Genomic DNA, 12,438 nt, shown 5'->3' with positions numbered 1-12,438 from the left:
GAAAATTTTAGTAATGAAAGTGAAAAATATATTTAAAAAATTTCAAATTTTATTATTATCAGTATTGTTACTCTTAGGAAGCAGTTCTGTTATTGCAAAAGAATGGCCTTATAATATTGTTAATAATAAATATATTTTATCAAACTACTGTTTTCCAGGACCAAATTTAATCCATCCAATTCAAGATTATCAATCTGAAAATAATGAAACTACAGTAGATCTTCCCGATAATACGGAGAAATCCAGCAATTGGGCAGGATATATAGTTACACCTGCGTCAAAAAGTGATAGTTATACCAGTATTTCTGGAAGCTGGACAGTTCCCGGCATTTCTTCAAATAATGAAAATGCGGTGGCTGCACAATGGATTGGCTTAGGGGGGGTAGATTCTTCAGATTTACTTCAAATGGGAACTATGGAACAACTAGAAAATGGACAACCTGTTGCAGTAGTATTCTGGGAGCAATTACCCGATGTTGCCCAAAATATAATGACCATACCAATTAATTCTACTATTAATGTAAATATATATAATTCATCAGGTTCTACATGGAATCTGACATTTACAGCCACTACACCTAGTGGCGAAATAAAAACTGAAAACATATACACCACATTAGATTCCTCTTATGCTGAAGGAATTGGTACATCTGCAGAGTGGATAAGTGAAGATCCATCAGATGTATATGGTAAGCTTGTACCTCTTGCAAATACAGATGTAGTAAAGTATGAATCTGCCAAAGTTAATGGCAATTCTTTAAGTGATTCTAGTAATACAATTCGTCCTGTTGCAATGGAGTCAAGCAGTGGAAATATTGTAATTTATCCTTCTTCACTGGGAGCAGATGGAGAGTCCTTTACCGCAACTACAGCAGTTTCTAATAGTAACTTAAATAATAGACCAAGTATTGACCCTAACTTTAGACATAGATTTAATAATACTCCACCAAGGCAAAGGAACATAGATAATCTCAGCGGCCAATTCCATTCAGAAGAGTCCATAACATTACTAATTTATTACAATACAAATAAGAGGTTAGATTAATTTCTAACCTCTTTAACTAAAAGGAATTCATTCAAACTCCTATCTTTTAGAAGCTATTTTGATATTTTGTCTCCCTCTGCAGCTTCTGCCTCCTCTTTAGTAACATGAACTGTGCCGCGCGGATGATTGGGTGGTGCGTAAATAGAATAAACTTTAAGAGGTGTATTACCTGTATTTACAACATTGTGCCATGTGCCAGCAGGTATCATAATTGCAAAGTCATCATAAACCTTTGTTTGAAAATCTAAATTGTGTTTACTTTTTCCCATTTTAACAAGTCCTTGTCCTTTTTCAACACGGATGAATTGATCAACATCTGGATGAATTTCCAAACCTATATCCTCTCCTACATTTATGCTCATTAAAGTAACTTGAAGATGAGATCCTGTCCATAAAGCAGTACGAAAAGTATTATTTTCTCTGGTAACTTTATTAATATCAACTACAAAGGGCTGTGGCCCGTAATCTCTTAATTCAATTGAAACCTCATTTTTTGATGGGGGCGAAGAATCTAGTCTTGAATCGTATTCGATTTGGTCATCATAAGGAATGTAGGGCTCATTATATCCTCTCCAAAAATCCGAAGGATAAATTGCAAAATAGGGACAGGGATACATATTATAAGTATCATATATCATATCTGAAGCATAGTCTTGTGTATTTCCATAATAATAACAGGGATACATATTATAATTATTATACATATTTTTTTCCTCTCATAATATTACAAAACTATAATATGTTATAATCTTTGGAAATGTGATCATAGGAACTGTAACTTATATTTTACGTCCTGTGGGATAAGCTAAATGTAACTGCAAAAGTGAAATAGTATGCAAAATTGCAACATAGGTATATAGGGCACGTTCACTATTGTATTGTACAAAAATTTAATAATTTTGTTGCATTAATGCAATGGAGTTATTTGGAGAATTTATATATCCTTGAGATTGGGACATTTTTTAAAAGTGGCATGATAATTGCTTTAATTAATGTAATTAATATATTTTTGGAGGGATATAATCATGGAAAAAATAGATAAATTCAATAAGATAATTTGTGATACGTTAAATATAAAAGATACAGCGGATATCAAAGATGAATTAGGCCCAGATGAAATAGAGGCATGGGATTCTCTGGCTCATGTAGAGTTGGTTACAGGACTATCAGAAGAATTTGGAGTGGATTTTGATGTAGTGGATATATCCAGAATGTACACTATTGGAGATGTAAAGAAGATATTAAAAAAATATGGGGTAGAAATATGACTTTTACTGATTATGTTTTTGAAGAGTTTAAAGATTCAGATAAAATAGCAGTAATAGATAAAAATAAGATAAGTTACAGGGAAATTTATGGTGGCGTAAATTATGTAACTTATTTATTACAGGAAAATGGATGTTTAAAAGAAAATAGTGTACTTGTTATTTCAGACAATTCTGTTTTTTTTATAAAAACTTATTTTGGAATAATTAAAAATGGAAGCATATGTGTCCCTGTAAACCCCACCATATCTGAAAACGATATGAGGTATATTATGGATATTTTAAAAATAAAAATAGTATTTTGCCAGAAAAAATACAGAAATAAAGTAGATAAGATAGTCTGTAGGGACATCATGGTATATAGTGAGGAAAGTATTTGGGCAAGTAAAGATGAAACTAATTCAAGCGGCTTTATAAATGAAAAAGAAGATACGGCACTTATTATGTTTACATCGGGTTCTACTTCAAAACCAAAGGGGGTAATGCTTACTCATTATAATCTCATGTACAATACCAATTCCATAATGGAGTATTTGAAATTGACTAAAAATGACAGGGTGGAAGTGGTACTTCCCTTTTACTATTGCTATGGAACATCTCTTTTGAACACACATTTTAGATGTGGTGGGAGCCTTGTAATAAATAATAGGTTTATGTTTCCTGAAACAGTTATAGGAGATATAAAAAAATATAACTGCACTGGTTTTGCGGGAGTGCCAAGTACCTATCAGATATTACTTAGAATGACCAGTATTAAGACAGCCAAGCTACCTTCACTAAGGTATGTAACCCAGGCAGGCGGCAGGCTTCCAGAAGTATTCATATCGGAACTATGCGAAGCACTTGAAGGAACTGACGTATATATTATGTATGGACAAACTGAGGCTACAGCTAGATTGTCATATCTGCCTCCAGAGCAGATTAAAAATAAATTGGGCTCCATAGGATGTGGTATTCCGGGAACAGAGCTTGTGGTATTAAATAAAGAAGGAAATCCTACCTCTGTGGGAGAGGTGGGAGAAATAGCTGCAAGAGGCGGAAATATAATGAAGGGATATTTTAATGACCAGGAAGAAACCAAAAAGGTGCTGAAAAATGGTCTTTTGTACACGGGAGATTTAGCTTTTAGGGATGAAGATGGATATATATTTGTGGTTTCCAGAGAAAAAAATATAATAAAGTGTGCGGGAAATAGAATAAGTCCTAAGGAGATTGAAAATACTATATGCAGCATAAAAGAAGTGGTTGAGTGTGCTGTCATAGGAGTAGAGGATGATATTCTAGGGGAGGCTATAAAGGCTTTTGTGGTTTTAAAAGATAAAAATTCTTCTATAGATGACAAGTATATAATTGACTATTGTTCTTCAGTATTACCAAGATACAAGTTGCCTAAATATGTTCAGTTTTTATCGCAGCTTCCCAAAAATTCTTCGGGAAAAGTATTGTTTGCAAAGTTAAAAGATATGTAAAATAAGTATGGAAATAGGTGAGATATGCTGTGGATATGAAGCCTTTAATAGAAAATATAATTTTCAGGGATCAATTTGAAATGCTCCAGGAAGAAAAAGAAGGTATGCTGATTGAAATAATTAAAAAACAGCTTGCATTAAATGAAGTTAATCCAAATGTAGGAAGTATGTATAGGAAACTTTCAATAGATATTTCTAAAATTTCAAAGCTCAGCCAAGTGCCATTTATTCCAGTAAACATGTTTAAGATATTTGACCTTTTAACCTGCAGAAAAGAAGATGTAATAAGAGTATTGAATTCTAGTTCCACAACTTCAAAGACTCCAAGCAAGATATATCTGGATAAAGGTACATCTATAAGACAATCTCAGGCACTTATAAATACATTAAAGAGTTTTTTAGGAGTTACCAGAAAGCCCCTTTTAGTTTTAGACACGGGAAATGTAAACAAAAATAAGGGAGTGTTAAATGCCAGAGGGGCAGCAATTAGGGGAATTAGCAATTTTGCAAGCAGTATAACCTATGTTATGGATGAAGAAGATGGAGAACTTGAAATCAACCTGCCTAGGCTAAAAAAATTTGAGGAAGAGAATAAAAATAAGGAAATATTGGTTTATGGATTTACCTATATAATATGGAGTAAGTTTGTAACACAGTTAAAGAAAAAAAATATTAAACTATCCCTTCCTAAAATGAAACTTTTACACAGCGGTGGGTGGAAGAAGCTTGTGTCAGAAAGTGTTGAAAAAGAGGAATTTAATAGAGTGACAGCTGAGATATTTGGTACTGAAAAAAGTAATGTAATGGATTTTTATGGAATGGTGGAACAGCTGGGTGTGGTGTTTGTGGATTGTGAATGTGGATATAAACATGTACCGGATTTTGCAGATATTATAATAAGAGATTTCAATACTTTAGAGGAAGTAGAGGTTGAACAACAGGGAATAATAGAAGTATTGAGTATCCTTGGAACCAGTTATCCTTCTCAAGGTATTTTAACAGAAGATGTAGGTGAATTTATAGGAATTGATGATTGCAGCTGTGGAAGACGGGGAAAATATTTTAAGTTTAGATCTAGAATAGAAAAAGCTGAAACAAGAGGCTGTGGAGATACTTTTGCAGAAAGGGAGGAGAAAAAATGATAGATTGTTATTCATTAGATGGATACCTTTATGAAAAAGAGATAAGCTTCAATAATTTCAGCCGTGTAAATGATATTTTGAAATCAAACTTAAAATTGTTAAATTCTATGCCTACCCAAGCTAGTGTACTTATACTAGATGAGTATAGTAAAAGACTGAGTAGGGATAAAAAACTTCTTAAAATTCAAGGAGTGTCTTATCTGTCATTTTATTTCAGAAAATCAAATATAGAAAAGTTGATAAAGATGAGTTTGAAGGATGAAAAGTATTTAGATGAGTTTGTATCTATAGGAAATGATAAGTATGTAAAAGCACAGGCAAGGGGAATAAGCTGCCACTGGATAGCGGGAAATGTGAGCACTCTTGCACTTTATTCAATTTTTCAATCGCTTATAGCAGGAAATTCAAATCTTGTAAAAGTTCCTGAAAAAAGTATGGCCCTGGTTTTAAGACTGCTGAAGCCTTTGGATGATATACAGGTAGTTTATGAGGAAAAAGTATATCATTCTAAAGATTTACTTAAAAATATATGTTTAGTATATTTTCCGAGGGAAGATGAATCCTTAAATAAATCCATGTCCATTATGGCGGATGCAAGAATTGTATGGGGAGGAGAAGAGGCGGTAGATTACATTGCATCACTTCCTAAAAAAACCACCTGTAAGGATGTTGTATTTGGGCCAAAGTATTCTTTTGCCGTATTTGACAGGGAAGTTATTGAAAGTGATAAGTGCTTTTCTTATATGGATAAATTAGTGATGGATATAGTTTTATTTCAGCAAAAAGCCTGTTCGTCTCCTCAAGTACTTTTTGTGGAAAAAAGTTCTATTTCTTTAAAAGATATAATTGGCATGTTAAAGAAATCCTTTGAAAAGATAGGCAAAAGATATAATGACCTGCTGGATGAAAGTACCTGTGCAAAGATTATAAATGAAAGAGGAGTGTATAGTCTTGAACCGGATAAGGATATCTGCTGCAGCAGAGGACTTGAATATACTATTTTAATTAATGACGAAATAGTGTTGGAAGAGCCCCTAGGTGGAAGATGTATTTTTGTAAAGGAAATAGAAAGCATATTTGATATAGAGAATTTGATTACCCGAAGAATTCAAACTATAGGGCATGCTATTTCAGATAAAGGCAAACTTTTTAAATTTTCAGATAGGGTTACATCCTTTGGAGTAAATAGAGTGGTAGGTGTAGGAACTATGAATATTTATGATTCTCCATGGGATGGGAATTTTATGATAAATGAACTTGTAACGTGGTGTAGTGTAAATATTTAAGACTTATAGAATTACGTAGTAAAATTCAAATTAATATTTAAATGAGAGGGTGAAGTAGTTAATGATAACTGTATTAGAACAAAATTCAAACAATAATTTATCAGGACAAGAGGTGATTGAAAAATACCCCAAGAAGCAGAGATTTATTCTTCCTATACTACATGATATACAGAGAAAGTATAAGTATATACCAAGAGAGTCTTTAGAAAATTTATCTAAGTATCTGGATATTCCTTTTAGTAGATTGTATGGTATGGTTATTTTATTGAAAAAGGGAATTGTATGAGTGAAAAATTTACACTATACAATTTGAAAGGAATATAGATTATGAGGGGTTTAACCATTGATGAATTAAAGGTGGGAGACAGTATTTGTATTGAAAAAGTGGTAACTGAAGAGGATGTATATTTATTTGCCAAAGTAACGGGAGATTATAATCCTCTTCATACAGATAGATTTCAATATAAGGATAAATTTAAGAAAAGGATAGCACATGGGGTGCTGCTGGCAGGATATGTATCTGCATGTATAGGCATGAAATTTCCGGGGCCTGGAACTGTGTATTTAAGTCAGAATTCAAAATTTAATTTACCTGTGTATTTTGGAGATAATATAAAAGTAGAGGTAAAAGTCTTAGAAATATATAAAAAAGAAAATATAGTAAAATTGAAAACTACTTGTATAAAGCATAATAAAAGTAAAGTTTTAACTGGGGAAGCTTTTGTTATGCCTCCATTGAAATAATCAAAAAGGCTGCAGCAAAAGTAAAAATGTATTTATTATTGCAGCTATTTTAAAATTTATGGGAATAGTCTATAGGTTAAAATCTTATTGACTTAAAAAATTATTTAATATATACTAAAAATCAAATATATTAGTAGGATGGCTTTTATGTATTAATATTCTATGAATTTCCATGTAATGTTTCTAAGGTAATCAGGTAGTTAAAGTGGGAGAAGAGGATTCTGGTGAATTCTCTTTTTATTTATAGTAAAATTAAAAAATCGTCATGATTTGTATGATTTTGAAAGGGGATTGTGATATGAGTGACAAGGAATTATTAGAGTTTGATAATTTATATAAAGGAAAAAAAGTAATGGATTTAACTATGAAACAGTTATATCAGATTATTGAAAATTCTTATGATGGTATGTATATCACTGATGGAGATGCAAATACATTATTTCTAAATAAATCCTATGAGAAAATTACTGGAATGAAAAGGAATGATATGATAGGAAAAAATATGCGGTATCTTGTAGAGAATAAATATCTTTCCCAGTCTGGTACCCTTTTGGTTCTTGAAAGCAAGAAAAATGTAACTATAGAACAAAAATTTAAAACGGGTAAGACAGTACTTGTTTCAAGCAGCCCTGTTTTTAATGATAATGGGGAAATAACACTTGTGGTCACAAATGTGAGGAATGTTACAGAGCTTTATGAACTTAAAGAACAGGTAAAAAAGAATATGGAACTTACTGAAAAATATTATTCTCAATTGGAGGGAATAAGGCAGCAGCTTCTTAAATTTTCAGATATTATAGCAAAGGATGAAAAAATGCTTAATACACTGGAAATGGCAAAAAAAGTAGCCAAAGTAGATACTACTGTACTTTTACTTGGGGAAACCGGTGTAGGTAAAGAAAAAATAGCCAAATATATACATAAAAACAGCATGAGAAACAATAAGAGTTTTATAAAAATAGATTGTGGTTCCATACCGCGTAATCTCATAGAGTCGGAACTTTTTGGCTATGAAAAGGGAGCCTTTACAGGAGCAAATAAAGAGGGAAAGATAGGATTATTTGAACTGGCAGACGGAGGAAGCATTTTCCTGGATGAAATAGGAGAACTTCCTCTTGATATGCAGGTAAAATTATTGAGAGTTCTTCAAGAGGGTGAAATCAAAAGAGTAGGAGGAACCGAAGTTATCAGAATTGACGTAAGGGTGGTTGCTGCTACCAATAGAAATTTGAAAGATATGGTGGAGAAAAAAACTTTCAGGGAGGATTTATATTATAGGTTAAATGTGGTGCCTATTAAAATTTTACCTCTCAGAGAAAGAAAAGATGACATTGAGCCCCTTATAGAGCATTTTCTATGTGTATTCAATAAAAAATATGATTTTAATAAGATAATTACCCCTGCAGCTATAGATTCTCTAAAAAAATATAAATGGCCGGGAAATGTAAGAGAGTTAAAGAACATAATAGAGAGGGTTATAATTATGAGTTCGGGAAACAAGATATTGAGGAGTGATTTGCCTATTAAGGAAGTTTGGGATAGTGATGCATCAAACAGTAATATGTGGAGGGACAACTTGACTTTAAAAGAAGCAGTAGAAAATTTGGAAGAGTCTATAATAGAAAGTTCTGTAGAAAAGCACGGTAATGTAAGGGATGCAGCTAAAGAGCTTGGTATAAATGCTTCTACTTTAGTAAGAAAGAGAAAAAAGTATAAAAATAAACCTGTGTTGCAAAAGTAGAATTTGTTGCAATTATGCATATAACCTATTCAATCGGCAGTATAAACAGGTAAAAGAACTCTTATATGAATATAAGAGTTCTTTTATTGCAATATTGCAGCAAAAGTATCATTTCGTAATGCAGATTATAGATGTAATAGAGCATTGAAGCCTTTAAAATATAGGTTTAAACGTAGTCATATTATAGTTTATAAAAAATTTTTAAAGATCATATAAAAAGTTGGCATGAAAGTTGCTAATAAATAAAGTGTAATCAAAAATATATTTATTTATGAAAGGAATGATTTTCATGTCTTTAATGACTGGGGAAGAATATGTAGAAAGTTTACGTAAATTAAAATTAAACGTTTATTATCTGGGAGAGAAAATAGATAATCCTGTGGATAACCCTGTACTTCGTCCATCTTTAAATTCTGTTAAGATGACTTATGACTTGGCTCAAGAAGCAGAATATGAGGATTTAATGACAACAACATCAAATATAACAGGTGAAAAAATAAATAGATTCACAAATTTACATCAAAGCAGTGAAGATTTGGTAAAAAAAGTTAAAATGCAGAGATTGTGTGGACAAAAAACTGCAGCCTGTTTCCAAAGATGCGTTGGTATGGACTCATTTAATGCGGTGTACAGTACTACTTTTGAAATAGATAAGGAGCATAATACAAATTATTTTGAAAATTTCAAGAAGTTTTTAGCTTATGTTCAAAAGAACGATTTAACAGTAGATGGAGCTATGACAGATCCAAAAGGAGACAGAGGATTGTCACCAAGCAAACAGGCTGATCCAGATTTATATTTAAGAGTTGTAGAAAGAAGAGAAGACGGTGTAGTTGTGAGAGGAGCAAAGGCTCACCAGACAGGTATATGTAATTCTCATGAAGTATTGGTTATGCCAACTATTGCTATGAGACCGGAAGACAAAGATTATGCAATAGCTTTCTCTGTTCCTACAGATGCAGAAGGGATAACTATGATAATTGGAAGACAGTCCTGTGATACTAGAAAAATGGAGAAAGATGCTGACATAGATGTTGGTAATAAAGAATTTGGCGGAGTAGAAGCATTAGTGGTATTTGAAGATGTATTTGTTCCAAATGACAGGATATTCTTAAATGGTGAAACTGAATATGCAGGAATGTTAGTAGAGAGATTTGCAGGATATCATAGGCAAAGTTATGGTGGATGCAAAGTAGGAGTGGGAGATGTATTAATAGGTGCTGCTGCAGTAGCTGCAGACTATAATGGAGCTGCAAAGGCATCCCATATAAAAGATAAATTAATAGAAATGATGCATTTGAATGAAACTCTTTACGCTTGCGGAATTGCGTGCTCAGCAGAAGGACATGCGACAAAAGCTGGAAATTACCAAATAGACTTGCTTCTTGCAAATGTATGTAAGCAAAATATAACAAGATTCCCTTATGAAATTGTGAGACTTGCAGAAGATATAGCAGGAGGATTAATGGTTACTATGCCTTCTGAAAAGGATTATAAGAGTCCAGAGGTTGGAAAATATGTAGAGAAGTACTTGGTGGGAGTTGCATCCGTACCTGTTGAAGACAGAATGAAGATATTAAGATTATTAGAAAATATATGTCTTGGAACAGCTGCAGTAGGATATAGAACTGAATCCATGCATGGAGCAGGTTCACCTCAAGCACAGAGAATAATGATATCAAGACAGGGAAACCTAGCACATAAGAAGAAACTTGCAAAGAAGATAGCTAGAATAGAAGATTAAGGAAAAGGTGTTTTCTCACCTTTTCCTAGAGATGAGGTGCTGTATTTTATGAAGGAAAAAATATTAAAAGTAATTGATGAAAAAGTAAGACCCTATTTGAACAGCCATAATGGAGACATTGAAGTTGTTGAAGTAAAAGATGGAGTAGTTAAAGTAAAGCTTTTAGGTCAATGCAGTGGCTGTATTTCAGCTAAGTATACAGTACAGGATATAGTGGAAGGTTCCATAAAAAATGAAATTCCTGAAATAAAATCAGTAGAGGTTATAGACTATATAGATGAAGATACTTTGAATATGGCAAGAAAAATATTAAGTAAGCATCATAGGTAAGGTGAGTATATTTTGGATGTAGGAATTAAATATTGCGGAGGATGTAATCCTAAATATGATAGAAAACAATTTCTATATAATTTACAACAACAATTTAAGCATAACTTTGAAACAGCAGCTCTAGATAAAATTTATGATATAGTTATAGTTTTATGTGGATGCACCAGCTGCTGCGTTGATCACAGCAAGCTTAAATTTAAGCTTGAAAAAATATTAGTAAAATCTGAAGAAGATTTTAGTGTGGCAAAAAGTATATTGAATAAGTATTTAACAAGACAGGATAGGGAGGAGATAACTCTTATGGAGTGGGAAGAGATATATAAAGAGAAACTGGTAACTGCAGAAAAAGCTGTTTCAAAAATAGAAAACCACAGTAGGGTAGTTTTTGCACATGCAGTAGGAGAACCCGTAGATTTAGTAAATGCACTAGTTAAAAATAAGGATAATTATATAGGGCTAGAAATAGTTCATATGGTAGCCATGGGTAAAGGTGAATATACAAAAGAGGGTATGCAGAGACATTTTAGACATAATGCTTTATTTGTAGGCGGATGTACTAGAGATGCAGTAAATTCAGGAAGAGCAGATTATACGCCTTGTTTTTTCTATGAAGTACCAAGTTTGTTTAAAGAAAAACGTTTGCCTGTAGATGTAGCACTTATTCAGGTAAGTGAGCCAGATAAATATGGCTACTGCAGTTTTGGAGTTTCCAATGACTATACCAAGCCGGCAGCAGAAAGTGCTAAGCTTGTAATTGCAGAAGTGAATAAAAACATGCCAAGAACTCTTGGAGATTCTTTTATACATGTATCAGATATTGATTATATAGTGGAAGCTTCACACCCACTTTTAGAATTGCAGCCTCCTAAATTGGGAGATGTAGAAAAAGCCATAGGAGAAAACTGTGCATCTTTAATTGAGGATGGAGCTACCCTTCAGCTTGGAATAGGTGCTATACCAGATGCGGTACTTTTATTCTTAAAGAACAAAAAGAATTTAGGAATACATTCTGAGATGATATCAGATGGTGTAATGGAACTGGTAAAGGCAGGGGTTGTAAATAACAAGAAAAAGACCCTTCATACAGGCAAAATAGTTGTAACATTTTTAATGGGAACAAAAAAATTGTATGATTTTGTAAATAATAATCCAATGGTAGAAACTTATTCTGTAGATTATGTAAATAATCCACTGGTAATTATGAAAAATGACAATATGGTTTCAATAAATTCTTGTGTTCAAGTGGACTTGATGGGACAAGTATGTTCTGAAAGTATAGGGTTGAAACAGATAAGTGGAGTGGGAGGCCAGGTAGATTTTATTAGAGGAGCTAACCTATCAAAGGGCGGAAAAGCTATTATAGCTATACCTTCCACAGCTGGAAAAGGAAAAGTTTCAAGAATAACTCCACTTCTAGATACTGGTGCTGCAGTTACAACTTCTAGAAATGAAGTGGATTATGTAGTTACTGAATATGGTGTTGCTCATCTTAAGGGCAAAACTTTGAGAAATAGGGCACGAGCTCTAATAAATATCGCTCATCCAAAATTCAGAGAATCATTAATGAATGAATTTAAAAAGAGATTTTAGAATTTATTTATGATTTTTAGTTACACTTTATATGAAGGTGTAGCTAAAAATAAGAATTCAATTGTAGTTAATTTAACGAGAT

At 32.7% G+C, this 12,438-nt stretch carries 12 protein-coding genes; 11 read left to right on the top strand and 1 reads right to left on the bottom strand.

The annotated features are described in order from the left end of the window. Nucleotides 1-13: 13 nt before the first annotated feature. On the top strand, nucleotides 14-1,045 hold the full coding sequence (locus BS101_RS16650; protein ID WP_073539845.1) for a G1 family glutamic endopeptidase: 1,032 nt from the start codon (nucleotides 14-16) through the stop codon (nucleotides 1,043-1,045). A 53-nt stretch (nucleotides 1,046-1,098) separates the two neighbouring features. On the opposite strand, the gene BS101_RS16645 is transcribed toward BS101_RS16650, so the two are convergent. Next, nucleotides 1,099-1,749 carry a cupin domain-containing protein gene (locus tag BS101_RS16645; protein WP_073539844.1) on the bottom strand — a complete coding sequence of 217 codons (651 nt, stop codon included), beginning with the start codon at nucleotides 1,747-1,749 and terminating at the stop codon, nucleotides 1,099-1,101. 321 nt (nucleotides 1,750-2,070) lie between these two features. On the opposite strand from BS101_RS16645, the gene BS101_RS16640 reads away from it, so the two are divergent. From BS101_RS16640 to BS101_RS16595, 10 genes are all read left to right on the top strand, one after another. After that, entirely contained in the window at nucleotides 2,071-2,313 is a 243-nt protein-coding gene (locus tag BS101_RS16640; protein ID WP_073539843.1) for an acyl carrier protein, read from the top strand. Beyond that, nucleotides 2,310-3,779, top strand: coding sequence for an AMP-binding protein (locus BS101_RS16635; protein ID WP_073539842.1), 1,470 nt, complete (start codon nucleotides 2,310-2,312; stop codon nucleotides 3,777-3,779). The genes BS101_RS16640 and BS101_RS16635 overlap by 4 nt, the downstream gene beginning before the upstream one ends. A gap of 35 nt (nucleotides 3,780-3,814) precedes the next feature. Continuing rightward, the gene (locus BS101_RS16630; RefSeq protein WP_198039619.1) at nucleotides 3,815-4,921 is read left to right on the top strand and encodes an acyl-protein synthetase; all 1,107 of its coding nucleotides are present in this window, start codon (nucleotides 3,815-3,817) and stop codon (nucleotides 4,919-4,921) included. Then, entirely contained in the window at nucleotides 4,918-6,207 is a 1,290-nt protein-coding gene (locus BS101_RS16625; RefSeq protein ID WP_073539840.1) for an acyl-CoA reductase, read from the top strand. The genes BS101_RS16630 and BS101_RS16625 overlap by 4 nt, the downstream gene beginning before the upstream one ends. Before the next feature lie 61 nt (nucleotides 6,208-6,268). Then, entirely contained in the window at nucleotides 6,269-6,493 is a 225-nt protein-coding gene (locus BS101_RS16620) for an NAD(P)H-dependent oxidoreductase subunit E (protein WP_083585755.1), read from the top strand. Nucleotides 6,494-6,534: 41 nt separating this feature from the next. Further along, nucleotides 6,535-6,951 (top strand): MaoC family dehydratase, encoded by a 417-nt coding sequence (locus BS101_RS16615; RefSeq protein ID WP_073539839.1) that lies wholly within the window; start codon nucleotides 6,535-6,537, stop codon nucleotides 6,949-6,951. Nucleotides 6,952-7,249: 298 nt separating this feature from the next. Then, on the top strand, nucleotides 7,250-8,692 hold the full coding sequence (locus tag BS101_RS16610; RefSeq protein ID WP_073539838.1) for a sigma-54 interaction domain-containing protein: 1,443 nt from the start codon (nucleotides 7,250-7,252) through the stop codon (nucleotides 8,690-8,692). A 289-nt stretch (nucleotides 8,693-8,981) separates the two neighbouring features. Beyond that, the gene (locus tag BS101_RS16605; protein WP_073539837.1) at nucleotides 8,982-10,436 is read left to right on the top strand and encodes a 4-hydroxyphenylacetate 3-hydroxylase family protein; all 1,455 of its coding nucleotides are present in this window, start codon (nucleotides 8,982-8,984) and stop codon (nucleotides 10,434-10,436) included. Between the two features lie 48 nt (nucleotides 10,437-10,484). Next, nucleotides 10,485-10,766 carry a NifU family protein gene (locus BS101_RS16600; protein WP_073539836.1) on the top strand — a complete coding sequence of 94 codons (282 nt, stop codon included), beginning with the start codon at nucleotides 10,485-10,487 and terminating at the stop codon, nucleotides 10,764-10,766. 300 nt (nucleotides 10,767-11,066) lie between these two features. Further along, on the top strand, nucleotides 11,067-12,356 hold the full coding sequence (locus BS101_RS16595; RefSeq protein WP_073541370.1) for an acetyl-CoA hydrolase/transferase family protein: 1,290 nt from the start codon (nucleotides 11,067-11,069) through the stop codon (nucleotides 12,354-12,356). The last annotated feature ends 82 nt before the right edge of the window (nucleotides 12,357-12,438 follow it).

Source organism: Clostridium kluyveri, assembly GCF_001902295.1.
Taxonomy (GTDB): Bacteria; Bacillota; Clostridia; order Clostridiales; family Clostridiaceae; genus Clostridium_B; species Clostridium_B kluyveri_B.
This window is presented reverse-complemented; position numbering and strand designations above follow the sequence as displayed.

Bases quoted from the DNA above. Each gene is read 5' to 3' on its own strand.
- BS101_RS16635 (WP_073539842.1), top strand. From the start codon at position 2,310: ATGACTTTTACTGATTATGTTTTTGAAGAGTTTAAAGATTCAGATAAA.
- BS101_RS16605 (WP_073539837.1), top strand. From the start codon at position 8,982: ATGTCTTTAATGACTGGGGAAGAATATGTAGAAAGTTTACGTAAATTA.
- BS101_RS16615 (WP_073539839.1), top strand. From the start codon at position 6,535: ATGAGGGGTTTAACCATTGATGAATTAAAGGTGGGAGACAGTATTTGT.
- BS101_RS16600 (WP_073539836.1), top strand. From the start codon at position 10,485: ATGAAGGAAAAAATATTAAAAGTAATTGATGAAAAAGTAAGACCCTAT.
- BS101_RS16645 (WP_073539844.1), bottom strand. From the start codon at position 1,749: ATGTATAATAATTATAATATGTATCCCTGTTATTATTATGGAAATACA.
- BS101_RS16595 (WP_073541370.1), top strand. From the start codon at position 11,067: ATGGAGTGGGAAGAGATATATAAAGAGAAACTGGTAACTGCAGAAAAA.
- BS101_RS16650 (WP_073539845.1), top strand. From the start codon at position 14: ATGAAAGTGAAAAATATATTTAAAAAATTTCAAATTTTATTATTATCA.
- BS101_RS16620 (WP_083585755.1), top strand. From the start codon at position 6,269: ATGATAACTGTATTAGAACAAAATTCAAACAATAATTTATCAGGACAA.
- BS101_RS16625 (WP_073539840.1), top strand. From the start codon at position 4,918: ATGATAGATTGTTATTCATTAGATGGATACCTTTATGAAAAAGAGATA.
- BS101_RS16610 (WP_073539838.1), top strand. From the start codon at position 7,250: ATGAGTGACAAGGAATTATTAGAGTTTGATAATTTATATAAAGGAAAA.
- BS101_RS16640 (WP_073539843.1), top strand. From the start codon at position 2,071: ATGGAAAAAATAGATAAATTCAATAAGATAATTTGTGATACGTTAAAT.
- BS101_RS16630 (WP_198039619.1), top strand. From the start codon at position 3,815: ATGAAGCCTTTAATAGAAAATATAATTTTCAGGGATCAATTTGAAATG.